Here is a 25,410-nt window from a genome sequence, read left to right as displayed (position 1 = left end):
ATTTCGTGGCGGCTCTTCTTTCCCTGACAGCGTCCTTCTCGGGCTGTTCCTTCGCACGCATGGCGGACCTTTCCTCGGTCTTCCTTCTCTACAGAAGCGGAGGCCGACCGGGAAAGGTCCGAAGGGGCAGCTCCAGGTGCACGATCACCCGTCGAAGGCCCCACCGCCCAGTAGGCCGGAGTCAGCGGCCGCGCTGCCCGTGGGTCAGGCGCTCCAGCACCGCACTTGCCATCGCTTCCTCGCCCTTGGCGTTGGGGTGCGCGGGAGCGGCCGGTGAGGCGGGCTGCAACGGCTCGATCCACCGTTCGGCCGGGGGCTTGCACATGTCGTGGCCGATGGTCGGACCGTAGGTGTCGACGTACTCGGCGTGGTTCCAGCGTGCCACCAGACGCAGCATCAGGTTGATGCGCTTGCCGGTGTCCCGCAGGTAGGGAAAGTCCCGCGTCGCGAACGGCACCGAAGGCGCACAGCCGCTGCCGTCGTCGGGCAGGAGGTCCGGGTAGCCGACGACGAGGACCCGGGCGTGCGGGGCCCTGTCGTGTACGGCTTCCAGCACCCGCGCGACCTTGGGTGCGGTCTTGGCGATCTCGACCGTGAGCTGGTCGACGCCCGAGGCGCCGTAGTGGCGTTGGCACGGATTGCCGGTCGGGTCCTGCGGGGCCAGTTGGACGCAGGTGCCGATGATGGAGCCGAAGCCGACGTCGTTGCCGCCTATCTGGACGGTCACGAGGTCGCTGTTCCGGCTCACCGCGTCGAGCTGGGGACCGTTGGTCCCCTGGGGTTTCCACATGTTCTCGGTCGTCGCCCCGCTGCAGCTGACGTCCTTGAACACGCTCGCCCGTAGCTGACCGGCCACGATCGACGGGTAGTTGTGGTCGGAGCGGGCGCAGTTGGCGTCGACCTGCCGAGGGATGAAGGGGCCGGAGGTGTAGGAGTCGCCGAGCGCCACGTACCGGATTCGGCCGCCCGCGCCGTGCGCCGCGGCGGGCACGGCCGAAGCGGCGACGAGGGCACAACCTCCCAGCGCGGCCAGGAAAGTGACGCCTTTTCGACGGCGGCCGACCAGTCTCCCCGCGCGTACGTCACTCTGCATCGCGTTCCTCCCCCTTGAAGCCCATGCCGCCGCCGCCGTCCGGTCAGGCCGTCGTTACGTTCAACTGGGCTTGTATACCGCCGGGTAGGTCGCCGGGGCCAGAGTCGGGAGCGAATGCGTTCGGCGGCGATGTGGGCCGGCCGCCTCGCTATCGAATTAAACGTTTCAATAGCCCCTGTTCCTCCTCTCCTGTGAAAGGCCTTGACGCTTACCATGGCCGAGCTCAGCGTCTGCGGCTGCGTCATAAAACGATTCAATCCAGTGCTGTCCCGCCGAAGGGAGCCCGCGCATTGCCTGCATCCCGAGACACCGCCGGCCCGTCCCGCCGCAGGGTCCTGTTCACCGCCGCGGCCGCCCCTGCCCTGGCCGTGGCGGCCGCGGCGTTCGCCACCCCGGCCGTCGGCGCGCCCGGCACACAGCCCGCCCTCGCAGCCTTCGACCTGTCCGAGGTCCGTCTGCTGGACGGCCCCTTCCTCGCCAACATGCGCCGCACCTGCGCCTATCTGCTCTTCGTCGACACCGACCGGCTGCTGCACACCTTCCGCCGGACCGTGGGCCTGCCGTCGTCGGCGGAGCCCTGTGGGGGATGGGAGGCACCCGGAGTCCAGTTACGCGGCCACACCACCGGTCACCTGCTCAGTGCGCTGGCCCAGGCGCACGCGGGCACCGGCGGGTCCGCGTACGCCGACAAGGGGCGCGCCCTGGTCTCCGCCCTTGCCGAGTGCCAGCGGGCCGCCCCGGCGGCCGGGTTCACGCGCGGCTACCTCTCTGCGTTCCCCGAGCCGGTCTTCGACCAGCTGGAGTCGGGTGGCAAGCCCTGGGCGCCGTACTACACCCTGCACAAGATCATGGCGGGCCTGCTCGACCAGTACCGCCTCAGCGGCAACCAGGAGGCCCTGGATGTCCTGCTCGGGATGGCGGCCTGGGTCGACGCCCGCACCGCGCCGCTGTCCTACGAGCGGATGCAGACTCCCGCTCAGTCCATGGGAACGGTGGCCGTCCCTGACAGAGGGCCACCCCCCACGCGCGGGGAGACGGGTGCCCCTGGGCAGGGCCGCCCGGTCAGGGAACCCAGGGGGGCTTCGATCGCCCAGGTGGTCTCCTCGGTGAAGAGGGCCGGATCGTCCCACGTGTGCGGGCCGCCCTGCTGGGTCAGCCAGAGTCGCGCGTCGATGTGCCGCAAGTACTCGCGGGGGTTCCGGACGCCGGACGCCCGGGACCCCTCGGAGCGATCGTTCGCGGTCAGTACGTGGGCAGGGTGAGGCCGTAGCGGTTGAGGATCTCGTTCACCGGCTGGAACCATGTCTCGCCGCCGGAGGAGCAGTTGCCCCAGCCGCCGGAGGTGACGCCCTGCGCCTGGTCGCCGCTGATGAACGAGCCGCCGGAGTCGCCCCCTTCGGCGCAGACGTTCGTCTTCGTCATCTGGTGCACCGCGCCCTGGCTGTAGTTGACGGTCTCGTTCTTCGCCAGCACGGTGCCGCAGTGCCAGTGTGTGGTCGACCCGGACCGGCAGACGGAGGCGCCCACGGGGGCCTCGGCCGAGCCGCGCACCAGTTGGTCGGAGACCGTGCCCCAGCCGAGCACTACCGGAACGGTCCACCAGCCGCTGCCCACGTTCACCCACGCGTAGTCGTTGTCGGGGAACGAGGAGCCCTGGAAGTTACCGATGTAGGAGCCGTCCCACCCCGAGACGCCCGCGCCGGCCTGGCCGCAGTGGCCGGCGGTGACGAACCCGCCGTACACCGAGAAGCCGATGGAACAGCGCACGTTGCCCGTGTAGTAGGGGTCGCCGCCCACCGTGCCCGCCACAAGGGTGCGCGGGGTTGAGGCGACGGTCTCGACGGTGACGGGGCCGGTGGCGCGAGCCTGCGCCAGGAACCGCTGGACGTCGTTGTCGGAGTGCCGGTCGCGGACGACCGTGACGACGACGGTGTTCGCCGCCGGGTCGACGTGCCAACTCCCCACCCCCGAGGGGGCGGAGAGCCGGTCGATGCGCGACTTCGCCGATTCCAGCACCCGCGCGCTGTGCTCGACGACCCGGACAGCGGCTCCGTCGGCGCGCAGCGCCGCGCGTGTCGACTGCGGGGCCTGCGAGGTCACGGCCACCGTCAGACGGCCGTCGGAGGCGTCGAACCAGGACCCCGCGTACGCGGCTCCCGCCGTGCGGCGCGCCTTCGGTTCGAGCGCGGTGGCGGCCCGCTCGGCGTCCAGCCGGGCCGCGGCCTGCTCCTCGGTCAGCCCGAACTCCTGCCGCATGGCGTGCAGCAGCGCGGCGGAGGCGGGGGCGGTGCTCGAAGCGGAGGCGGGGGCCGCTGTGGCCTCGCCGCCGCTCGCCGCGGCGGGAAGTGTGCCCGCGCCGCCGAGCCCGGCCAGCGTCAGTAATGCGGCCAGGCAGACGTGCTTGAGCCTTGTGCGTCTCATGGGAGTTGCCCTTCGTCGTTCCAGGGAGTGGGGTGGAACAGCGGATGGGTGAGAGCGCTCTCAGGTGCGGCGCGGCAGAGCCTAGCCCGTCCGCGGTGTCAGGTCTATGCCAATGCGGGCCGCGTTCGGCGGCGGTTCACACCCCCGTACCCTGTTCCGGGTGTCGACCTCCCGCCTCCAACGTGTCGCCGTCCTTGTGCTCGAAGGGGCGAAGCCGCTCGATGTCGGCATCCCCGCGCAGGTGTTCACGACCCGCGCGAGCATGCCCTACGAGGTACGGGTGTGCGGCGCGGCGCCCGGTCTGGTGACCGGCGGCGACGGACTGTCGTACCACGTGGCCCACGGCCTGGAGGCGCTCGGCTGGGCCGACGTCGTCTTCATCCCCGGCTACCGTTTCCCCGACCGCGACGACCCGCCGCAGGCCGTCGTCGGCGCGCTGCTCGGCGCCCATGCCCGGGGCGCCCGGCTGGCCGCCATCTCGACGGGGGCCTTCGCGCTCGCCGCCACGGGCCTGCTCGACGGCAGGCGGGCCACCACGCACTGGCACTACTCCCGGGCGCTGGCGTCGAAGCATCCGCTCGTCAAGGTCGACGAGAACGTCCTGTTCGTCGACGAGGGCAGCGTGCTGACCTCGGCCGGCGCCGCCTCCGGCATCGACCTGTGCCTGCACATCCTGCGCCGCGACCTCGGGGTGGCCGCCTCCAACCACGCGGCCCGCCGCCTGGTCGCGGCCCCCTACCGCAGCGGCGGCCAGGCCCAGTACGTGCCGCGCAGCGTGCCGGAGCCCCTGGGCGAGAAGTTCGCGGCCACCCGCGAGTGGGCCCTGCACCGGCTCGACGAACCCCTCACCCTCGAGACGCTGGCCCGGCACGCGGCGGTCTCGGAACGCACCTTCTCGCGACGCTTCGTCGAGGACACCGGGTACACGCCGATGCAGTGGGTCATGCGCGCCCGCATCGACATGGCCCGTGAGCTGCTCGAGCGCTCCGAGCGCGGCGTCGAGCAGATCGCGAACGACGTCGGGCTCGGCACGGGCGCGAATCTGCGGATGCATTTCCAGCAGATCCTCGGCACCACGCCGAGCGAGTACCGGCGCACCTTCACCCGGGGCGAGTAGCGGGGAACGCGGTCCCTGGCGAGATCCTTGCGAACCCTGGCGCTCACGCCCCGGCCGCGCGCGGACGCCGCACGCGAGGCTGGTGGCGAACCGAAGGGACACCACACATGACTCGCATCGCCATCAACGGATTCGGCCGCATCGGACGCAACGTGCTGCGCGCACTCCTCGAGCGCGACAGCGACCTCGAGATCGTCGCCGTCAACGACCTCACGGAGCCCGCGGCCCTCGCGCGGCTGCTCGCCTTCGACTCGACGGCCGGCCGGCTGGGCCGCCCGGTCACCGTCGACGGCGACACGCTCGTCGTCGACGGCCGCCGCATCAAGGTGCTCGCCGAGCGCGAACCGGCGCAGCTGCCGTGGGCCGAACTCGGCGTCGACCTCGTGCTGGAGGCGACCGGCCGCTTCACCTCGGCCAAGGCCGCCCGCGCCCACCTCGACGCGGGCGCGCGGAAGGTGCTCGTCAGCGCGCCCTCGGACGGCGCCGACGTCACCCTCGCCTACGGCGTCAACACCGACGCCTACGACCCGGACCTGCACACGATCGTCTCGAACGCCTCGTGCACGACCAACGCGCTCGCCCCGCTGGCCGCGGTCCTCGACGACCTCGCCGGCATCGAGCACGGCTTCATGACGACCGTGCACGCCTACACGCAGGAGCAGAACCTGCAGGACGGCCCGCACCGCGACCCGCGCCGCGCCCGTGCCGCCGGTGTCAACGTCGTGCCGACCACGACCGGCGCCGCCAAGGCGATCGGCCTCGTGCTGCCGAACCTCGACGGCAAGCTGTCCGGCGACTCGATCCGGGTGCCCGTGCCGGTGGGCTCGATCGTCGAGCTCAACACGACCGTCGCCCGCGAGGTGACGCGCGACGACATCCTGGCGGCGTACCGCACCGCCGCCGAGGGGCCGCTCGCCGGAGTCCTCGAGTACTCGGAGGACGCGCTCGTGTCGTCCGACATCGTCGGCAACCCGGCCTCGTCGATCTTCGACTCGGCCCTCACCCGCGTCGACGGCCGCCACGTCAAGGTGGTCGCCTGGTACGACAACGAGTGGGGCTTCTCCCACCGCGTGATCGACACGCTCGAACTCCTCGCCGCACGCTGACCGCACCCCGGACGGCCCCGCCGCTCAGGACGGGGCGTCCGGGGCGTCCGGGGGCCGGCGCCGGCTCGGAGGTCCGTTGCGAGCGCGTCGAGCCGCACCTCCATGTCGGCCAGCAGCGGCAGGACCCGCGGCGGGGACCGGGACGGGGGGGAGGAGGAAGCGCCGCCACCCCGGCGATCGTGCCCTGCCGCCGCGATCAGCGATCCGTCGGTGTTGACGGCGTCGCGGTGCGCGGCGTCGGCCGCCGGCGTGCGCACCGGGTCGACGGGACGGGCGCCACGGCCGTCTTCGAGGACGGCCGCCAGAGCCGGGTGGTGGTCAGGCCGGCCGCGACCGAACCGTGCACGCGGCTGTACGTGGAGGCCGACCCCACGACCGCGGACCGGCTCGTGACCGGCCTCGACGCGGGGCCCGGTATCCGGAGCCGAACCGGGAGCCGGGCCGGTATCCCTTGTCCCCGCACCCGCGCGCGGGTTCACGCAACCGGTGCGAGCAGCCCGGCTGCCCGTCCTCCGTGAAGGCGACGACAGCGACGGTAGGCGGCCCGCAGAGGATGTCCCAGTGATCCTGCCGGCCGTCCGGATACCGGTATGTGCGGTTTCGCACCGTCAGAAAGCCCGCGCACTCGGGACGTTCGGCCAGGATTTCCCACCGGAGGCCGGCGTGAGTGTGGTCCACGTCGCGGAGCGTATCGGGTCCCCCTGGTCGCCCGCGCCGAACCCATGGGGGACAATACGATGTTGTCGTCGTCAACGGTTCAGCTGTCGAGCCGCGGGCGACGTCTCGGAAGCGACCGTCCATGAAAGCAGAGCGCCCCCGGTGATCCCCGTCTTCGACGACACTCCGATCTACCATCGCCTCGTCACCGAGCGCGGTGACGTGCCCGCACAGGTGCGCGGCGAGGCCGAACGCATCAAGCGAGACCTGGACCGGGTCATGAGCGCCCCGTCCTCCTTCACTCCTGGCCTGCCCGCGCAGCGGTCGTTCTTCTCCTGAGCCCGTGGAGCCCCATGAGCGAGGGTGAAGTCGTCACCGTCCCCCGGCCGTTGACGCTGCCCGACGGGCGGCCCGCGATGGCCGCCTGGACGCTCGATTCCGGGCTGCGGCATCTCAACCACGGCTCGTTCGGCGCGGTCCCACGCGTGGCGCAGGAGCGGCAGAACGCTCTGCGCGCCGAGATGGAACGTGCCCCGGTCGCGTGGTTCCCGTCACTGCCGGGCCGGATGGCCGCGACCCGCGCGGCTCTCGCCGGTCACCTGCGGACCGACGACACGGACCTCGCCCTCGTGCCGAACGCCGGCGCCGGGGCCAGCGTCGTCTTCGCCGCGCTGGCCGCCCGGCCCGGCGGGGACATCGTGGTCACCGACCACGGCTACGGCGCCGTCACCATGGGCGCGCAGCGGCTCGCCGGCCGCTGGGGGACCGGCGTGCGCACCGCACGGGTTCCCCTGGCGGCCGACGCCGAGCAGGCGTACCAGGCGGTGATGGCGCAGGTGGACGACGACGTCGCCCTCATCGTCCTGGACCAGATCACCTCCGCGACGGCACGGCTGATGCCGGTCGAACGCGTCGGCGCCGAAGCCGCACGACGCGGGGTCACCCTGCTGGTCGACGGCGCGCACGCCCCCGGTCTGCTCGCCGCGCCGCTGGACGGACTGGTCTGCGACGCCTGGGTCGGCAACCTCCACAAGTGGGGGTGCGCCCCGCGCGGCACGGCGGCGCTCGTCGCCCGCGGCCCGCTGCGTACGGACCTTCACCCGCTGATCGACTCCTGGGGCGCCGCCGAACCCTTCCCGGACCGCTTCGACCATCAGGGCACCCTCGACGCCACGGGCTGTCTGGCCGCGCCCACGGCACTGGACTTCATCGACGACACCTGGGGCTGGGACACGGCCCGCCGGTACATGGACGAACTGGCGGACTACGGCGCCCACGTCGTCGCGGCCGCGTTCGGCCGGACCGGGACCCCGGCGGACCCCGTCGACGTCGGGATGCCCGTCCCCGGCATGCGCCTGGTCCGCCTACCGGAGGGCCTGGGCACGAGCAGGGTCGCGGCGGACGCCCTGCGCGACCGTGCGACCGCCGAACTGGGCGTGGAAGCCGCGTTCACCAGCTTCGACGGCCGTGGCCACCTCCGGCTGTCGGCCCACGTCTACAACATCCCCGAGGACTACGAGTACTTCGCCGAGACCTGCGTACCCGTCGTCGAGAAGTGGGCCCGCGCGGCGGGGGAGTCGTCGGTTCCCGCGTAGGTCCCGCGGGTCGACCGGGGCCGGGACGGGCCGTTGTCAGTGCCGTGATGAAGGATGCCCCAGGTGAGATCAACTTCCGCTCGGCAGGGTAGGCGGTCTCATGTCCGCGCCCAGGAAAGGTCACCGATGATGCCGCCCCACGCCGACCGGCCGCCGGTTCTCGACACACGTCTCGACACGCGCCGCCCCGTCATACCGCTGAGCCGCGCCGGAGCCGACGTCCTGCGCATCGTCTCCGATCCGCGCACGCCCGTGTTCGTGACCGAGCACGCCAGTGGACGCCGCGTGTACGGCTACTGGCGCCCGTTGGACGCCGACGGCGGACGCGGAGGCTGCTACGTCGCACTGTCCACCGCCGAGTGCGACGAGCTGTACGCGGCGGGACGCATCACCCTCGGCGAGCCCGTCAGAGACCCGGCGAAGACGACCTACCGGGCCCGCCCCGCCCGCACCCCGGCCCCAGCCGCCCGCCCCACGGTCGCCCCCGTTCGGACGGCGGGGGCGAGGAGACGCGCGGCGTGAGCGGTTGGGGACGACGACTCTGAATGCGTGTCAATGTCCCATGAAATAAAGGCCATTGGAAGGTAGTGAGGGCTCACAGCCGAACCTCGGGTCATTCCTGTTTCTTTCATTGACACCGGAAAATAAGGGCCCTAGGTTCCCGGCCATGCCCCCGTCGCCCTCACCCACCCCCTCGCACCCCGCGGAGACGTTCCCCGCCGGAACGCCGGCCGCTTCGCAGATCTTCACCACCGTCCTCTCCCAGGGCCCGCTCACCCGGCTGGAACTGGCCCGGCGGGCTGGTCTGTCCGCGGCGGCCGTCACGAAGGCGGTCCGGCCCCTGATCGAGTCGGGCTACCTGCTGGAGGACGCGGACACGGAGGCCCGTCCGGTCCTCGGGCGACCCGCGAACCTGGTGCGGGTCGAGGGCGGCCGTGCGCTGTTCCTGGGGCTCAAACTCACCGGCGGCGAGATCATCGGGGTGCTCACGGACCTGTGCTGCCGGATCCTGCTCGCCCGGCACGTGCCGCTGACCGACCGTGCCCCCCAAGCGGTCCTGGCCTCGACCGCGGAGCTCGTGAAGGAGCTGCTGACCGAGGCGGACGGCTACGGCGTACACGTCATGGGGCTCGGCATCGCGGCCTCCGGCGACGTGGACCGCGCCGAGGGCGTGGTGCGCTACTCACCGTTCCTGGACTGGCGCGACGTACCGCTCGCCGAACTCGCCTCCACCGTCACCGGCTTGCCCGTCACCGTCGACAACGACGTACGGGCCCTCACCGTCGCCGAGCAGTGGTTCGGCGCCGGAGTGGGCTTGTCGGACTTCGCCGTGGTGACCGTCGGCGCGGGCATCGGGTGCGGCCTGGTGGTGCACGGCCGGGTGGTCGCCGGGGCGCACGGCGTGGCCGGCGAGATCGGCCATGTCACCGTCGACCCCAGCGGGCCGCTCTGCCACTGCGGCAACCGCGGCTGCGTCGAGGCGATCGCCGCCGACCCGGCGATCCGCGCCCGGATCCGTGAACGGACCGGGATCGAGGTCACCGACACCGCCGAGGCCGTCGCCCTCGCGCGTGGGGGCGACGCCGAGGCGCGCGAGGCGTACGCGAGGGCGGGGGAGGCGATCGGCCGGGGCATCGCCACCGTGGCCAACCTGCTCGGCCCGCAGCGCGTGGTCATCTCCGGCGAGGGTCTTGCCGCCCACGACCTGTTCGCCGAGCACATCCGCAGCGCCTTCGCGGCGGCCGCGTTCGGCTCGGCCGCGCAGTGCGACGTGCAGACCCGCCCGCTGCCCTTCGAGGAGTGGGCGCGCGGCGCCGCGGCCACCGCCATCCAGTCCTTCATCACGGACCCGAACTGACCCCCACCCCCCCAGGAGGTACGACCCATGCGGTCACCCTCGCACTCCGTCCTGCCCGCACGCGCCCTGAGAGCGGCGCTCGTCCTCGCGCTCGCCGCGGGCACCGCCGGTCTCGCCCCCACCGCCCACGCCGGGACCACCACGCCCGCACTCGCCGCGAAGCCCTACATGGGCTGGTCGAGCTGGAGCATGCAGTCGTCCAAGTACCCGGGCCTCAACCCGGACGGCGACTACAGCTACCTCACCGAGGCGAACGTCCTGAAGCAGACCGACGCGCTGGCCGCGAAGCTGAAGAAGTACGGCTACACATACGTCAACATCGACGCCGGCTGGTGGCGCGACCAGACCTGGAAGCCGGCGTTCGACCAGTACGCCCGCCAGAAGGCCGACCCGCGGCGCTTCCCCCGGGGCATGAAGGCCGTCGCCGACCACGTCCACGCCAAGGGCCTCAAGGCCGGCATCTACCTGCCGGTCGGCCTGGAGAAGGAGGCCTACGCAGACGGAAGGGCCCCCGTCTGGAACGCCGACGGCTGCACCACCGCCGACCTCGTGTACGACGACCTGCGCACCACCAACGGCTGGGACAGCGCCTACAAGCTGGACTTCTCCGACCCCTGCGCACAGAAGTACATCGACTCCCAGGCCCAGCTGTTCGCCGACTGGGGCTACGACTTCCTCAAGCTGGACGGCGTCGGCCCGGGCTCCTTCAAGAGCGGCGACAACTACGACAACGTCGCCGACGTGGCCGCCTGGCAGAAGGCGATCGCCGCCACCGGACGCCCGATCCACCTGGAGGTCTCCTGGTCCCTCGACATCGGACACGCCGCCGACTGGAAGAAGTACTCCAACGGCCGGCGCATCGACACCGACGTCGAGTGCTACTGCAACACCCTGGTCTCCTGGGAGAACTCCGTCGACGACCGCTTCGACGACGCCCCCGCCTGGACCCGGCACGCCGGCCCCGGCGGCTGGAACGACCTCGACTCCCTCGACGTCGGCAACGGCGCGATGGACGGCCTGACCAAGGCCGAGCGGCAGACCTACGCCAGCCTGTGGGCCATCGCCAAGTCCCCGCTCTACACCGGCGACGACCTCACCCGCCTGGACTCCTACGGCCTGTCCCTGCTCACCAACCGCGAGGTCATCGCCGTCGACCAGGGCGACGCACCGCCCGCCCGCCCGCTCACCCCGTCCGACCCCCAGCAGGTGTGGGCCGCGCGGAACACCGACGGCACGTACACCGTCGCCCTGTTCAACCTGGCGGACGCGCCGGCCTCGGTGAGCGCCGACTGGACGACCCTCGGCTTCACCGGCAAGGCCGCCGTCCGCGACCTGTGGAACCACGAGAACCTCGGCACGTACAAGAACAGGATCACCCAGGCACTGCCCGCCCACGGCTCCCGCCTGTTCACCGTCACCCCGCACGGCAGCGCACTGGAGCGGACCGTTCATGAGGCCGAGGCCCCCGTCAACACCCTCGCCGGCAACGCCTCCACCGCCGACTGCTCCGCCTGCTCCGGCGGCCACAAGGTCGGCAACCTCTACCTCGGCGGCAAGCTCACCTTCACCGACATCGTCGTCGACAAGCCCGGCACCTACCAGATCGAGGTCGCCTACATCAGCGGTGACGCCCGCTCGGCCGACGTCTCCGCCAACGGAGGCGGTGCCACCCGCCACAAGTTCCCCTCCACCGGCGACTGGGGGACCGTCGACAGCGTCCACGTGCCGGTGACGCTGAAGGCGGGCGCCAACACGATCACTTTCGACAGCGGTTCGGGCTACGCGCCGGACATCGACCGGATCGACGTACCCAAGTCCTCCTGACGACACCCGGCGGCCCGGGACCGCGCACCCGGGCCCCTCAGACCTCCGGAGCCGCCATGAACCCCCGCCCGACGGACCCCGACAGACGGGCCCTCCTCACCACCGGTCTCACCGCCGCCGCACTCGCCGGCCTGCCCGCCTTCACCGCCTCCGCCGCACCGCAGCGGCCCACCGCCGCACCGCCGCCCACCGACGCCACCCGCCACGAACTGTGGTGGCAGGCCCCCGCCGACGACCACTCCATGATCGAACAGGGACTGCCCGTCGGCAACGGCCGCCTGGGCGCCCTCGCGAGCAACGACCCCGGCCGTGAGCTCCTGCTGATCACCGACGCCACGATGTGGACCGGCGGCCTCAACGACCGACTGGACGCCGACGGCCAGTTCCCCTACGGCCGCGACGACTTCGGCTCCTTCACCCTCCTCGCCCGGCTCACCGTCGACCTCCCCGACCACGACCTGTCCGCCGTCAACGACTACCGTCGCACCCTCGACCTCTCCGAGGCCCTGGTCACGACGACGTACGTCCGCTCCGGGGTGACCTACCGGCGGCAGCTCTTCGCCAGCCGCCCCGACGACGTGATCGTCCTGCACTTCACCCAGAGCGGTGGCGGACGCCACACGGGATCCGTGACCCTGGACGGCACGCACGGCGAGACCCCCGCGGGAGCGGAGTCGTTCGGCGCGTCCTTCCCGGGCGGCCTGCGCTACGGCGCCGCCGTCACCGCCCACGGCACCGGCGGCCGGGTCCGGGTGCGCGGGACTCGGATCGACTTCTCGGACTGCACCGACCTCACCGTGGTCGTCAGCGGCGGCACCAACTACGTACCCGACGCCCGCGCGAAGTACCGCGACCCCTCCCTCGACCCGGAGGAACTGGCCCGCACGAAGGTGCGCGCGGCCGCCGCCCACCCGGCCGGCACGCTGCTGCGCACCCACGTCGCCGACCACCGCGCCCTCTACGGCCAACTGGACGTCTCACTCGGCACGTCGACCGCCGAGCAGCGCTCTCTGGACACCTGGGAACGCCTCAAGGCGCGCGCCCGCGACAGGGCACCGGACCCCGAACTCGATGCCGCCTACCTCCAGTTCGGCCGATACCTGATGATCTCCGGCTCCCGCGGCAGCCTCCCCCTCAACCTCCAGGGACTGTGGCTCGACGGCAACGACCCGGACTGGATGGCCGACTACCACACCGACATCAACGTCCAGATGAACTACTGGATGGCCGACCGTGCGGGCCTGTCCCAGTGTTTCGACGCCCTCACCGACTACTGCCTCGCCCAACTGCCCTCCTGGACCGCCCTCACCCGGTCCCTGTTCAACGATCCGCGCAACCGATACCGCAACTCCACCGGCGAGAACGCCGGTTGGACCGTCGCGATCTCCACCAACCCGCACGGAGGCATGGGCTGGTGGTGGCACCCCGCGGGCAACGCCTGGCTCGCCAACACCCTCTGGGAGCACTACGAGTTCACCCGTTCACGCACCCACCTGGAGCGCATCTACCCGCTGCTGAAAGGCGCCTGCGCGTTCTGGGAGGCACGGCTGCTGCCCACGACCCTCCCCGGAACCACCCGGGAGGTGCTCGTCGCCGACGGCGACTGGTCGCCCGAACACGGCCCGCTCGACGCACAGGGCATCACCTACGCCCAGGAACTGGTGTGGCAACTCTTCGGCCACTACGAAACCGCCGCGGGAGAACTGGACAAGGACGCCGCCTACGCGGACAGGATCGCGAACCTGCGTGAGCGGCTGTACCTGCCACAGGTGAGTCCGAAGACCGGCTGGCTGGAGGAGTGGATGTCACCCGACAACCTCGGCGAGACCACCCACCGGCACCTCTCCCCGCTCGTCGGCCTCTTCCCCGGCGACCGCATCCGCCCCGACGGCTCCACCCCCAAGGAGACCCTCGACGGCGCCACCGCTCTCCTCACCGCGCGCGGCATGAACAGCTTCGGCTGGGCGAACGCCTGGCGCGCCCTGTGCTGGGCCCGTCTGAAGAACGCGGAGAACGCGTACGAACTGATCGTGACCAACCTGCGCCCGTCGACCGGCGGCGGCAACGGCACCGCCTTCAACCTGTTCGACATCTACGAGGCCGAACAGGGCCGGGGCATCTTCCAGATCGACGCCAACTTCGGCACCCCCGCGGCGATGACGGAGATGCTCCTCTACTCCCGCCCCGGACACCTGGAACTCCTCCCCGCCCTCCCCGACGCCTGGGCGGCCTCCGGGCACGTCACCGGGCTGCCCGCGCGCGGCGGCTTCGTCGTCGACCTGCGGTGGCGCAACGGAACCCCCACCTCGGTACGGCTGCACAGCGTCGGCGGCCGGACCACGACACTGGCCTACGCGCAGACATCCCGGACGGTGGACCTGCGGCCGGGGGAGTCCGTCACGCTGAAGGGATTCACCCGATGACGGCCCGTCGGCCCCGGTTGCGCCGGCTCGTCACCGTCCTGCTCGCCGTCACGCTGCTCCAGGCCGCACCGAGCGCGGTCGCCCACGCGGTGGACACCCGGCACGACGTCGTCACCTGGGGGGCGTCCGCCGACCGGGTGGGGGAGGGCGTCGCCGACCGCGGCTACCGTCTCGTCGTGCGCACCAGCGTCGGCGGCACCGACCTGCGGATCCGGCTGACGAACGCCTTCGGCGACCGGCCGGTGACCTTCGACAGCGTCTATGCGGGTGTCCGGCAGCAGGGCGCTGCACTGGTGCCCGGCAGCAACCGGCGGCTGAGTTTCGGCGGCACGGACTCCGTCACGATTCCCGCGGGCGGCACCGCGCTGAGCGACGCGCTGCCCGGCCGACTGCCCGCCGCCTCAGACCTGGTGGTCAGCCTGCACTCGCCGGACGCGGCGGGCCCGGCGAGCGGCCACGGGATGGCCCTGCAGACGTCGTACGTCACCCAGGGCGACCACAGCGCCGAGGAAAGCGCCGACCACTGGAGCGGGACGATCGGTTCGTGGTTCTACCTCGACGCCGTCTCCGTCCGCGCGAACGCGTCGACGGGCGCCGTGGCCGCACTCGGCGACTCCGTCACGGACGGCTGGCAGTCCACCTCCGACCTCGACCGACGCTGGCCCGACTACCTCGCCCGTCGGCTGCAACGCGCGGACACCGCGGTCAAGGGCGTGGCCAACGAGGGCATCTCCGGCAACAAGGTGCTGGCGGACGGAGCCGGCCAGAGCGCGCTGAACCGGCTCCAGCGGGACGTGCTGTCCCACCCGGGCGTGCGCACGGTGTTCCTCTTCGAGGGCGTGAACGACATCAAGGCCCACACCGGAGTGATCGCCCAGGACATGATCGCCGGATACCGGGAGATCGTCCGCCGCGCGCACGCCGCCGGCAAGTGCGTGGTCGGGGCGACCGTGGCGCCCTTCGAGGGCTGGTCGGAGTGGGACCCGGCCGCCGAGTCCGTACGCCAGGACGTCAACGCGTTCATCAGGAGCAGCGGCGAGTTCGACGCCGTCACCGACTTCGACCGCATCCTGCGCAACCCCTACGCCCCCCAGCGGATCCTGCCGTTCTTCGACGGCGGCGACCACCTGCACCCCAACGACAAGGGCATGCAGGCGATGGCCGACGCCGTGGACCTGACGGCCCTCGACTGCCCCTGACGCCGGCCCACCGACGGCCCACCGTGCGCCGGGCGAGCACTCCTCACCCGGCGCACGGTGCGATCCCGGAGAGGGCGTCGACGGCCTCCCGGTCGAGGCGGACGTCATCCGCCGCGACGTTGCTCAGCCCGATGCCGCCGATCTTGCCCTGGTCCCGCTGGGCGATGGGCTCCGCAAGCCGGCTGTCGAGGTCGACGACCCGATCCCCCTCGGCCTGGGTACCGGGCGGACGGTCGGCGCGACGCAGGTTGACCACGTCCGGCCGTTCGACGCCCCGTGCGGCGAGGTTGGCCTCCACGCCCGCGCGCAACTGCTCGGGCCGCTGTTCGGCGACCAGTCCGGCCCGGACATCGTGCTCCGCACCGACCTTGCTCACCAGCACCAGCACCAGCACCAGCACCAGCACCAGGTCCTCGGGAAACGGCGCCGGCGCGGATCACCTCATCGCACCGGCCGGCGCCGTCGAACTCCGCGACGCCACCTCGAACGCGCAGGGGACAGGCCCCCCTGCGCGGGGCGTTCGGTGTCCGTCTCCGGTCAGGTCGTGCGGTTTCGGGAGTGGAGCATGCGGCTCACCGCGTCCGAGCGTTCCAGGAGGGTGTTGCGGACGACCGGGGCCGCCTCGTGGGACGCCTGCTGGGCCTTTTCGATGTACGTGGTGTCGATGGCGTGCGGTGGGAAGAGCTGGCCGGCGAAGACCATCGCCGGGATCATTCCGCCTCGGTGCAGGTGGGGGATGGAGTCCAGGTAGCTCTGGGCGTAGGGCGTCAGCAGGGCGTCCTGGTCGGGGCGCCAGAACGCCGCCGCCACCTGGCTGACCGCGTTGACGGGCACCGCGCGGTCCACGGCCAGTTTCTGCCAGACCTCCGCTTTCGCGGCGGGGTCCGGGAGAGCGGCCCGTACGGTGAGGGCGCGGACCCACGCGTCGGGGTCCGGGTCGTCCGCCAGGAGCAGGGCGGCCTCGGACGAGACGTCCCCGCCCAGTTCCGCCTCCCGGACCAGCGCGCGCCAGCGCAGGTCCACGTCGTCGCCCGCCTGTTCGCGCAGCCAGGCCAGGTCGTCCGGGTCGGTCGCGGTGCGGGCCAGGCCGCGCAGGGCGACCTGGCGGCGGCCGGGGTCCGCGGCGAGGCGCCGACAGGCCCCCGCCACCGCCGCCGTCAGTCCGGCGCGTTCGTCGTGCGGCGCCCACAGCTCGGCGATCGTCGCGGCGAGCGTGAGATAGGGCTCGATCACGGCGTCGGACGTCTCGGCCGTGAGGACGGCGGTGATGCAGCGCCCGGCTTCCGCCGCCGTGGCCTCGCCGGTGGTCAGCATGTCCCACACGGTCGCCACGGCCACGCCCCGGGAGATGGCCGTGGGCAGTTGCGCCGCGGTGCGGAACACGGCGTCCCTGGTCGTGGGATCGGGGCGGGCCGTGGCGAAGGTCAGATCGTCGTCGTTGATCAGCAGGACGTCGGTGTCCGCTTCGGGCGGGAGGCCGGTGAGCGGAGTGCGGGTCTGCGTCACCTCGACGCGTACCAGCGCCCTGCGTTCCAGGGCTTCGCCGTTCCTGCGGAAAGCGCCCACGGCCAGCACCTGCGGGCGCGGGGTGCCGGCGGCCACCAGCGTGACGGTGTCGCCCTCGCGTTCTAGGGTGAAACGGTCCGGACCCGCCGTGGCGAGCCAGGCCGAGCGCCAGGTGTCCAGGTCGCGCCCGCTCGCCTCGGAGAGGGCGTCGATGAGGTCCTGGAGCGTGGCGCTGCCCCACGCGTGGCGGGCGAAGTAAGCGGTCATGCCGGCCTTGAAGCGCTCTTCGCCGACATACGTCATGAGCTGCTGGAGGACGGAGGCGCCCTTGGGATAGGTGATGTTGTCGAAGATCGAGGCGGCCTGGGCGACGTCGTGGATGGGCTGGTGGATGGGGTGCGAGACGGGACCCTGGTCGGAGAGGTACGCCTTGAGCTTGCCGTCCGCGAGGTGGCCCGCCCACGCGTCGGTGAACCGGGTGGCGCGCTCGGCGGCCCAGTTGCAGGCGAACTCCGCGAACGCCTCGTTCAGCCAGAGGTCGTCCCACCAGCGCATGGTGACGATGTTGCCGAACCACATGTGCGCCATCTCGTGCAGCAGCACCTTCGCGAGCAGCTCGCTCTCGGCGGGCGTCGGCGTGGCCCGCCGCAGGAACCCGTCCGACCAGGTCACGCAGCCGTAGTTCTCCATCGCCCCGCCGAACTCCGGCATGAACACCTGGTCGTACTTGCGCTGGGGGAACGGCATGGCGAAGACCTCGCCGAAGAAGGCGAGGCCCTGACGGGTGAGGGTGAAGATCTCGTCGGCGTCGCGGTCGAGGACCGGAGCGAGGGAGCGGCGGGCGTAGAGGCCGAGGTCGTGGCCGTCGGCCTCGCGGCGGATCTCGTGAAAGGGGCCGGCGTTGACGACGGTGTTGTACACGGACAGGGGCGGGGTGTCCGGGAAGATCCAGCGGCGGGCCCCGTCCAGCTCCTCGATGCGCGGATCGCCGGAGTTGCTGGTGACGGTCCAGGCGGGCGGGGCCGTGACGGTGAAGGCGTGCGGGGCCTTGAGGTCGGGCTGGTCGAAGCATGCCCAGACGAACCGGGCCTCGTCCGGTTCGAAGCTCATCCACACGTAGACCTCGCCGTCCGCGGGGTCGGTCGCCTTGTGCACGCCCGCGCCCGTGGCCGTGTCGGCCTGGACGCTCTCCACACGCAGCACGTTGTGCCGGGCGAGGGCAGGCAACGGTATCCGGCCGTCCCCGGCGGGGGTGAGGGAGACGCCGTTCAGTGTGGCGCTGTGTACCTGTGCCGCGCAGTCCACGAAGGTCTCCGCGCCCGGCTCGTGGCAGTCGAAGGTCACGGTGGAGACACACCGGACCTCCGGACCCTCGGTCAGGCCGGTGAGGTCGATGTCCACGTCGTACCGCTCGACCGTCAACAGCTCGGCCCGGCGCTCGGCTTCCGAACGGGTCAGGCTCCGGATCTCCAATTGTCCTCCCTCAGCAGACAGTGGGCGTCAGCGTATGACGGAGCGCGGCGGCGGACGCAGGGGTTTTCTCGTGCCGAACGGGCGCCGGGTGCCTGGCGGTTGTCCCGCGACGACTGCACCGTGATCCTCGACGAGGGTGCCGTGCAGTGAGCTCACCGCGAGGATCGCGAGGATGCCCGTCGGCATCCACACCGTGAGCCGCTACACGATCGCCGAGCCGCGCAGCCGGCCGAGCACGGCGAACGGCAGTGCGCGCAGGGCCGGCGTGATCGTGCAGACGATCGCGAGAACGGCCCGGAGGCTGCCGGTGCTGGGCACCGGCGGCCTCCCGAGCGTGGCGGCGAACGGCGAACGCGTGACGAACCAGCAGCAGGGCGACGAACAGCAACAGCGCGGTGAACATGGCCAGGCCCGGCGTCACGGCGAGCGCGACGGCAACACTCGCGCCGGCCGACAGGCCGGAGGGAATCTCGGCGCGTGTGCGGAACGCGTCCGGGGTGAGCACGGTGAACAGCGCGAACCCGAGTCCGATGTCGCTCGGGTGACGCGGCCGCGCCGCTCGATGGTCCGGCTCATGCTCGTTCCTCCAGCCGGACGGGTACGGGAGCGCCGTCGGTGCGGGACTCCAGGGCGTGCAGTACCGCCACCATGTCCTCGCCGCCGTGGCCCTGTTCGACGGTTTCACGGTAGAGGGTGTGGCAGATGTCGAGGAGTGGGGAGGCCAGGTCGGCCTTGCGGGCGGCTTCCGCGATCAGGCGGTTGTTCTTCAGGACGTCCGCGGCGGCCGCCTGGACGGCGAAGTCACGGGCCAGCAGTTTGGGTCCCTTCACGCGGGAGACGGCGCTGGCCATGGGACCGGCGTCCAGGACGTCGCGGAGCAGGTGCTGGTCGAGCCCGTGCCGGTCGGCGAAGTGGAAGGCCTCGGTCAGCCCGGTGACCATCGTGATCAGGAACAGGTTCACCGAGAACTTCATCAGCAGCGCCCCCGGGACCGCGCCGCACTCGAAGGTCTCCCGGCAGATGGCGGCGAGCAGGGGCCGTACGTCCGCCACGGCGTCGTCGTCCCCTGCCAGCATTCCCACGAGTTCGCCCTGCTCGGCCGGTACGCGCGATCCGGAGACCGGGGCCTCGACGTAGCGTCCGCCCGCCGCCCGGATCTCGTCCTGGAGGCTGCCGGAGTACTCGGCCGAGGTGGTGCCCATGTGGATGACGGTGTGTCCGGCGACGTGCGCGTCGAAGTCCGGGGTGCCGCGCCCCAGGACCGTGTCGACGGCCTTCTCGTCGGCCAGCATGAGGATCACGGTCTCGGCCCGGTCGAAGACCTCGGCGGGGATCGCGGCAACCTCGGCGCCGGCGGCGCGCAGGGGGTCGCACCGGCCTGGGGTGCGGTTCCACACGACGAGGGGTGTCCCGGCGCGGGCGAGGTTGAGGGCCATGGGCTGTCCCATGACCCCGAGTCCGATGAAACCGACGTACACGATGCATCACCATCCAGCCGACTATGACAGCGGTCATAGTAGCCGAATCCTATGACGGCGGTCATAGGATGGGTGTCGGAGAGCTCGACGATTGGGGAGACCGAGGATGTCCGAACGAGGGCCGCGCGAGCGGATGGTCTTCAGCGCGGCTCAGCTCATCCGGCGCGACGGGGTCGCCTCCACCGGTATGCGAGAGGTCGCCGCCCACGCCGACGCACCGCGAGGTTCGCTCCAGCACTACTTCCCCGGCGGCAAGGAACAGCTCGTCAACGAGGCGGTGGGCTGGGCCGGCCGGTACGCGGGCAAACGTGTCGCCCGCTTCCTCGCCGCGTTGGACGAGCCGACGCCCAGCGGGCTGTTCGCCGAGATGGTGCGCCAGTGGACCGACGAGTACGAGACGGCCGGCTTCGCGGGCGGCTGCCCCGTGGCCGCCGCCACGGTGGACTGCGCGCAGTCCACCGTCTCCACGCGCGAGGCCGCGGCCGCCGCGTTCACCGCTTGGACCGGACCGGTGGCCGGAGCCCTGGTGGACATGGGCGTCCCGGAAGAACGGGCCGCGGCCCTCGCCACACTCATGATCAGCGCCCTGGAGGGGGCGATCCTGATGGCCCGCGCCGAGCAGGACGTCCGCGCCCTGACGACCGTGGCCCGAGAACTCGGGCCCATCCTCGACGTGGCGGTGAGGAAGGACAAGGACGCCTGACCGGCAGCCCCACGGCTACTGAAGCCCGGTCACGGATGTGAAGTGTCCGTGCGCAGAACCGCCGTCACCGCAGGCGTGTGACGGGCGGTCACGGCGACGATCGCGGTGGCGTGGTCCGCGATGGAGGCCGGGTCGTAGAGCTCGGGGATTTCACTGTTCGGCTGCGCGGCGACCGGCCAGCCTGCCGCGGGGTCGATGAACTGGGGGAACAGAGAGAAGTACAGCAGCAGCGCCTTGGGGTTCAGTCCGCTGATTCCGGCGCCTTTCAGCATGACCTGCCGCCCGGAGGCCGCCATGGCCTCGGCCGAGGCGCCGGGTGTGGCCGGCCGTGCCAGGACGCCCCAGCCGAGCCGGATCAGATAGGCGGCTCCGAGGACGGTCAGCGCCGTGAGCAGGCTCGCGGAGCCGGCGACGATCACCACGAGGCCGGCCACGGCGAGCGCGGTGTATCCGGCGTATCCCGCCACCAGCCCGGCGACCGCGGGGAGCAGCGACCGGCTCCGCAGTCCTGCCGCGATCGCGTAGGCCCAGTCCGCGCCGGGAGTGAACACCAGGAGGAGGTCCACTGCCAGAAAAGCCGCCACGGTGCCCGTGTCCATACTGAATCGATCTCTCTTCCGTTCGTCTGTATGAGAGGGAAGAGTAGGAGCCTTCCGGGCGAAAGTGTTTCCAAAAATTCCCTGTTCTCAGCGACTTCGGGGGATAATCTCCTCCATGGATGACCTGGATCGGAAGATTCTTACCCAGCTGCAGTTGGACGGCCGTCTGACGGTGACCGAACTGGCCGCCCGGGTGAAGCTGAGCGTCTCGCCGTGCCACCGGCGCCTGCGCGACCTCGAACGCACGGGCGCGATCCGCGGCTACCGCGCGGTCGTGGATCCGGCCGCTGTCGGCCTGGACTTCGAGGCCCTGGTGTTCGCCACCCTGCGCTGGGAGGACCGGGAGACGGTCACCGCCTTCGAGGAGGCCGTGGCCGCGGTCCCGCACGTGGTGCAGGCCCAGCGTCTGTTCGGTGAGCCCGACTACCTCCTGCGCGTGGTCACCAGCGACCTGACCTCCTTCCAACAGCTCTACGATCGGCAGCTCGCCACGTTGCCGGGTGTCCAGCGCCTGACGTCCACCCTGGTTATGAAGCAAGTGGTCAACGACCGTCCGTTGCCGGAGTAGCCATCGAGCCGACTCAGGGGGAGCGGGAGCGCCATAATCGATCTCCATGGGGACTGTGACCGCGTTGGCCCGGTATCCGGTGAAGTCCATGCTCGGTGAGCCGTTGCGGTCCGTGGCGGTCACCCGTACAGGGCTCTCCGGTGACCGCACGCACGCCGTGCTCGACGACGCGGGTGCGATCGGGAGCGTCAAGCACCCGCGCAAGTGGGGCCAACTGCTGGACTGCCGCAGCCGGTTGACCGACGACGGCGCCGTCCAGGTCGAACTGCCCGACGGAGTGACCTTCCCGGTCGGGGATTCCGGTCTGGACGCACGCCTGTCCGAACTGCTGGGCCGCCCGGTGTGCGTCTCGGGCAGCGCACCGCCGCACAGCACGCTGGAGCGCGCGGTACCCGAGTACGAGGGCGGTGTCCCGGATGCCGTGCGTGCGAGGGCCACCGTGGACGGCACGGGCGAGGAGATCACCGTCGGCAGGGTCGTCCCGGGGACGTTCTTCGACTTCGGCAGGGTGCACCTCGTCACCACCTCGTCCTTGGCGAGGCTCCGGGCGGTGTATCCCGGCGGCGACTTCGATCCCCGCCGCTTCCGTCCGAACCTGGTCGTCGACACCGGCGAAGGACCGGGTTTCGTGGAGGACACGTGGGTGGACCGGCATGTGCGCGTGGGCGAGGCACTCTTCCGCGTGGTGCTGCCCACCCCGCGCTGTGTGGTTCCCACCCTCGGCCATGACGAGCTGGGACCCGATCCCGGCATCATGCGTGCGGTCGCCCGTGAACACCGGATACCCGTCTTCGACCTGGGTCGGCTGGCGTGCTTCGGGGTGTACCTGGACGTCCTGGAACCAGGCACGGTCCGGCTGGGCGACCAGGTCACGCGGCAGGACGGACCGTGATCGGACGGACCTCCTCACACGGCTGCCCGAGGTGCGGCTCTCCCGGTTCGGCCGCCTGCGCGACGGCAGACCGACGCGTCCCGGCCATCGCCCGACATCGCGTCAGGGACGCCGGCGGGGACTCTGGGGTGCAGGCGGCTCGCTATGCGAATCCGCCGTTGCTCAAGAGGAGTTGGCCGTTGATCCACTGGCCCTGCGGTGAGCAGAGGAAGTCGACGAGGTGCGCGGTGTCCTGCGGTGTGCCGAGGCGGTTGAGCGGGGTCTGGCGGAGTACGTAGGCGCGTCCGTCGTCGGTCATCCAGCCGGTGTCCACCGGCCCCGGATTGATGACGTTGGCGGTGATGCCGAGATGAGCGAATTCGTGTGCGGCGGCAAGGGTGATGCGGTCCAGCGCGCCCTTGCTGGCTCCGTAGGGAAGGTTGCCGACGGTGTGGTCGCTGGTGAGGCTGATGATCCGCCCGCTGCCCGGGGTGGCGGCGAATCGCAGGCCGTACTCGCGGATCAGCAGCCAGGTGGCGCGGGCATTGACCGCGAAGTGCCGGTCGAAGCTTTCCACGGTGGTGTCGAGCAGTCCGGAGTCGACCGATTCGCAGTGGCACATCACCAACGCGGTCACCGGGCCGAGACCGCGTTCGACCTCGTCGAAGACACGGGCCGGGGTGTCCGGGTCGGAGAGGTCGGCTTCGACGGTCACGGTGGCCGCACCCTGCTCGGCGAGGCCCTCGGTGATCGCCCCGGTCGCGCCGGGCTCGCGGCCCCAGGCCATGCGCTCGTCGTAGGGAGTCCAGTAGGTGAAAGCGATGTCCCAGCCCGACGCCGCCAAGCGACGGGCGATGCCCGCGCCGATGCCGACAGTGCGTCCCACCCCGGTGACCAGGGCGAGCGGACGGGCAGGCGGGCTGATCTGACCGTGATCAGGGCGTCCTCGGCCGTTGCTCGTCGTCACGATCCGAGATCGTCCATGAGCATCACCGGCTCGGCAACCGCTTTTTCGCCAAAGGTCACTTGGGGATTCAGCAGCCGTACAGGTGCGGCACGACGAGGCGCAGCGGGAGACCGTGTTCGGCGCTGGTCGATGGCGTCCCGCCGAGTGCAACGCCCTTGCCTTAACCGGCGATCGTCATCCGACAAGACTCGCCCGATTCCCAACCGGCTTGACGCATTCCGATATGGGAATATGATTGCTGCCATGGCACGAGCAGCGACGACGTCGGACGCGTTCAACGCGATCGCCGAGCCGCAGCGCCGGGACATCCTGGCGCTGCTGCGGGCGGGTGAGCGGCCGGTGACCGACCTGGCCCAGGAGCTGGGGATGAGCCAGCCGGGGGCGTCCAAGCACCTGCGGGTGCTCCGGGAGGTGGGGCTGGTGCGGGTCCGCGGGGTGGGCAAGCAGCGCCTCTACGGCCTGGACGCCCGCGGGCTGCGGCCGGTCCACGAGTGGGTCGGCGGATTCGAGCGGTTCTGGAACGAGAGTTTCGACCGGCTGGACACCTATGTGCAGGACCTCAAGCAGACACGGCAGGAGGAATGACCGATGGCAGGGGCAAGGCAAGAATCGGGGGCGGAGCCGGCGACGGCCGACCGGGAGATCGTGATCTCCCGGGTCATCGACGCCCCGCGGGAGCTGGTGTTCGAGGCGTTCACCGAGGTCCGGCACCTGTCGCGGTGGTGGGGTCCGGAGGGGTTCACCACCACCACGCGGTCCTTCGAGTTCCGCGAGGGCGGGGAGTGGGACTTCGTGCTGCACGGGCCGGACGGGACCGACTACTCCGAGTGGATCCGCTGGCTGCGGATCGCCCCGCCGGAGCGGATCGCGCTGCTGCACGGTGAGTCCCGCGACGACCCGAACGCCTTCGAGTCGCTCCTGACCTTCGCGCCTGACGGCGCGTCGACCCGGATCGTGATGCGCACGGTGTTCCCCACCAAGGAACTGCGCGACGAGGCGGTCGAGAAGTACCACGCGATCGAGGGCGGCCGGCAGACCCTGAGCAGCTTGGCGGCCTACGTCACCGACCTCGCGCGGAAGGGGGTGGAGGGCTGATGGCCGGGAAGGTGTTCTTCAGCGTGTCGATGTCGCTGGACGGCTTCATCGCACCCGAGTCCGTGCCCGTTGAAGACGAGCTCTTCGCGCCCGACAAGCAGGACGACCCGGACGTTCAGCGCTGGATGGCGCAGTGGACGGAGCTGCAGCAGTGGGCGTTCCCGCTGCGGTTCTTCCGGGAGAACCTGAAGCTGGGCGAGGGCGGCGACGAGGGCCGCGACAACGACGTAGCACGGGAGACGTTCCAGCGCACCGGCGCGAGCGTCATGGGCAAGCGCATGTTCGACCTCGGCGAGCAGTCATGGCCGGAGGAGGCGCCCTTCCACACCCCGGTCTTCGTCGTGACGCACACCAAGCGTGACCCGTGGGAGCGGCCCGGCGGCACCACGTTCCACTTCGTCAACGACGGCATCGAGCGCGCCCTCGACCAGGCCCGCGAGGCCGCCGGCGACCGCGACGTCCGCATCGCCGGCGGCGGCGCGACGATCCTGGAGCACCTGAACGCCGGCCTGGTCGACGAGTTCTCGATCACGCTGTCACCGGTGCTTTTCGGCGCCGGCACCCGCCTGTTCGACGGCGTGGACGCGTCCAGGGTCGCGCTGGAGCCGGTCCGTTCGGAGCCGTCGTCGCGGGTGACGCACCTGACCTACGCCGTGCACCCACGGTAGCCGCACCACCACTCCACCCTGGCGACCCGAGCACCCACGGCGCACACGCTTGAATCAGCGGGCCACCACGGCCAACTGCGAATAGCCCTTTACAGAATTCTGCGGCAGCGGGGACCTCCGGGGCACTCGCAGGTACTCCGTGAGCGGCAGCTCACTACGTTGGCTGGCCTGATCGCCGCCGCCACCCCC

Annotated in this window: 22 protein-coding genes and 1 pseudogene; 16 read left to right on the top strand and 7 right to left on the bottom strand. The window is 71.4% G+C overall.

Features of this window, described 5'->3' with window-relative positions:
- Positions 1–181: 181 nt before the first annotated feature.
- Positions 182–1,093 (bottom strand): SGNH/GDSL hydrolase family protein, encoded by a 912-nt coding sequence (locus OG289_RS01075; RefSeq protein ID WP_327312100.1) that lies wholly within the window; start codon positions 1,091–1,093, stop codon positions 182–184.
- Positions 1,094–1,383: 290 nt separating this feature from the next.
- On the opposite strand from OG289_RS01075, the pseudogene OG289_RS01070 reads away from it, so the two are divergent.
- A pseudogene (locus OG289_RS01070) lies at positions 1,384–2,064 on the top strand (beta-L-arabinofuranosidase domain-containing protein); the annotation flags it as partial.
- 271 nt (positions 2,065–2,335) lie between these two features.
- Here OG289_RS01070 and OG289_RS01065 read toward each other — a convergent pair.
- A complete protein-coding gene (locus tag OG289_RS01065) occupies positions 2,336–3,514 on the bottom strand; it encodes a S1 family peptidase (protein ID WP_327312099.1) in 1,179 nt (392 codons plus the stop codon).
- Positions 3,515–3,674: 160 nt separating this feature from the next.
- Between OG289_RS01065 and OG289_RS01060 the strand changes: the two genes are divergently transcribed.
- The 9 genes from OG289_RS01060 (at position 3,675) to OG289_RS01020 (ending at position 15,293) form a co-directional block, all read left to right on the top strand.
- Positions 3,675–4,631: a GlxA family transcriptional regulator gene (locus OG289_RS01060; RefSeq protein WP_327312098.1), complete on the top strand. Its 957-nt coding sequence runs from the start codon at positions 3,675–3,677 to the stop codon at positions 4,629–4,631.
- A 107-nt stretch (positions 4,632–4,738) separates the two neighbouring features.
- Positions 4,739–5,737, top strand: a complete 999-nt coding sequence (gap, locus tag OG289_RS01055; RefSeq protein WP_327312097.1) for a type I glyceraldehyde-3-phosphate dehydrogenase — start codon at positions 4,739–4,741, stop codon at positions 5,735–5,737.
- An 819-nt stretch (positions 5,738–6,556) separates the two neighbouring features.
- A complete protein-coding gene (locus tag OG289_RS01050) occupies positions 6,557–6,733 on the top strand; it encodes a hypothetical protein (protein WP_173877633.1) in 177 nt (58 codons plus the stop codon).
- Between the two features lie 14 nt (positions 6,734–6,747).
- Positions 6,748–7,989 (top strand): aminotransferase class V-fold PLP-dependent enzyme, encoded by a 1,242-nt coding sequence (locus tag OG289_RS01045; protein WP_327312096.1) that lies wholly within the window; start codon positions 6,748–6,750, stop codon positions 7,987–7,989.
- Between the two features lie 126 nt (positions 7,990–8,115).
- On the top strand, positions 8,116–8,511 hold the full coding sequence (locus tag OG289_RS01040; RefSeq protein ID WP_327312095.1) for a hypothetical protein: 396 nt from the start codon (positions 8,116–8,118) through the stop codon (positions 8,509–8,511).
- A 145-nt stretch (positions 8,512–8,656) separates the two neighbouring features.
- The gene (locus tag OG289_RS01035) at positions 8,657–9,847 is read left to right on the top strand and encodes an ROK family transcriptional regulator (RefSeq protein ID WP_327312094.1); all 1,191 of its coding nucleotides are present in this window, start codon (positions 8,657–8,659) and stop codon (positions 9,845–9,847) included.
- A 27-nt stretch (positions 9,848–9,874) separates the two neighbouring features.
- A complete protein-coding gene (locus OG289_RS01030; protein WP_327312093.1) occupies positions 9,875–11,671 on the top strand; it encodes an alpha-galactosidase D in 1,797 nt (598 codons plus the stop codon).
- Positions 11,672–11,727: 56 nt separating this feature from the next.
- A complete protein-coding gene (locus OG289_RS01025; protein WP_327312092.1) occupies positions 11,728–14,094 on the top strand; it encodes a glycosyl hydrolase family 95 catalytic domain-containing protein in 2,367 nt (788 codons plus the stop codon).
- Positions 14,091–15,293, top strand: a complete 1,203-nt coding sequence (locus OG289_RS01020; protein ID WP_327312091.1) for an SGNH/GDSL hydrolase family protein — start codon at positions 14,091–14,093, stop codon at positions 15,291–15,293. The genes OG289_RS01025 and OG289_RS01020 overlap by 4 nt, the downstream gene beginning before the upstream one ends.
- A 43-nt stretch (positions 15,294–15,336) precedes the next feature.
- Here the strand turns inward: OG289_RS01020 and OG289_RS01015 are convergent, their stop codons facing one another.
- From OG289_RS01015 to OG289_RS01005, 3 genes are all read right to left on the bottom strand, one after another.
- On the bottom strand, positions 15,337–15,699 hold the full coding sequence (locus tag OG289_RS01015) for a hypothetical protein (protein WP_327312090.1): 363 nt from the start codon (positions 15,697–15,699) through the stop codon (positions 15,337–15,339).
- Positions 15,700–15,830: 131 nt separating this feature from the next.
- Positions 15,831–18,272 (bottom strand): aminopeptidase N, encoded by a 2,442-nt coding sequence (gene pepN, locus OG289_RS01010; RefSeq protein ID WP_327312089.1) that lies wholly within the window; start codon positions 18,270–18,272, stop codon positions 15,831–15,833.
- 572 nt (positions 18,273–18,844) lie between these two features.
- Entirely contained in the window at positions 18,845–19,750 is a 906-nt protein-coding gene (locus OG289_RS01005) for an NAD(P)-dependent oxidoreductase (protein ID WP_327312088.1), read from the bottom strand.
- A gap of 106 nt (positions 19,751–19,856) precedes the next feature.
- Between OG289_RS01005 and OG289_RS01000 the strand changes: the two genes are divergently transcribed.
- Entirely contained in the window at positions 19,857–20,453 is a 597-nt protein-coding gene (locus OG289_RS01000; RefSeq protein WP_327312087.1) for a TetR/AcrR family transcriptional regulator, read from the top strand.
- 29 nt (positions 20,454–20,482) lie between these two features.
- On the opposite strand, the gene OG289_RS00995 is transcribed toward OG289_RS01000, so the two are convergent.
- Positions 20,483–21,052 (bottom strand): LysE family translocator, encoded by a 570-nt coding sequence (locus OG289_RS00995; protein ID WP_327312086.1) that lies wholly within the window; start codon positions 21,050–21,052, stop codon positions 20,483–20,485.
- A gap of 115 nt (positions 21,053–21,167) precedes the next feature.
- On the opposite strand from OG289_RS00995, the gene OG289_RS00990 reads away from it, so the two are divergent.
- A complete protein-coding gene (locus OG289_RS00990) occupies positions 21,168–21,620 on the top strand; it encodes an Lrp/AsnC family transcriptional regulator (RefSeq protein WP_327312085.1) in 453 nt (150 codons plus the stop codon).
- 46 nt (positions 21,621–21,666) lie between these two features.
- Complete coding sequence (locus OG289_RS00985) at positions 21,667–22,512, top strand: MOSC domain-containing protein (RefSeq protein ID WP_327312084.1); 846 nt, start codon at positions 21,667–21,669, stop codon at positions 22,510–22,512.
- A gap of 142 nt (positions 22,513–22,654) precedes the next feature.
- Here OG289_RS00985 and OG289_RS00980 read toward each other — a convergent pair whose 3' ends face one another.
- The gene (locus OG289_RS00980) at positions 22,655–23,458 is read right to left on the bottom strand and encodes an SDR family oxidoreductase (RefSeq protein WP_327312083.1); all 804 of its coding nucleotides are present in this window, start codon (positions 23,456–23,458) and stop codon (positions 22,655–22,657) included.
- Between the two features lie 243 nt (positions 23,459–23,701).
- Between OG289_RS00980 and OG289_RS00975 the strand changes: the two genes are divergently transcribed.
- The 3 genes from OG289_RS00975 to OG289_RS00965 are packed head-to-tail and all read left to right on the top strand — an operon-like array spanning position 23,702 to position 25,221.
- Positions 23,702–24,043 (top strand): ArsR/SmtB family transcription factor, encoded by a 342-nt coding sequence (locus tag OG289_RS00975; RefSeq protein WP_175333158.1) that lies wholly within the window; start codon positions 23,702–23,704, stop codon positions 24,041–24,043.
- A 3-nt stretch (positions 24,044–24,046) separates the two neighbouring features.
- The gene (locus OG289_RS00970; RefSeq protein ID WP_327312082.1) at positions 24,047–24,553 is read left to right on the top strand and encodes an SRPBCC family protein; all 507 of its coding nucleotides are present in this window, start codon (positions 24,047–24,049) and stop codon (positions 24,551–24,553) included.
- The gene (locus tag OG289_RS00965; protein ID WP_327312081.1) at positions 24,553–25,221 is read left to right on the top strand and encodes a dihydrofolate reductase family protein; all 669 of its coding nucleotides are present in this window, start codon (positions 24,553–24,555) and stop codon (positions 25,219–25,221) included. The genes OG289_RS00970 and OG289_RS00965 overlap by 1 nt, the downstream gene beginning before the upstream one ends.
- Positions 25,222–25,410 lie beyond the last annotated feature (189 nt).

The sequence above is a fragment of the Streptomyces sp. NBC_01235 genome (assembly GCF_035989285.1).
Classification (GTDB): Bacteria; Actinomycetota; Actinomycetes; order Streptomycetales; family Streptomycetaceae; genus Streptomyces.
Note: the sequence above shows the minus strand (reverse complement) of the source record. Positions and strands in the feature narration are given on the sequence as shown.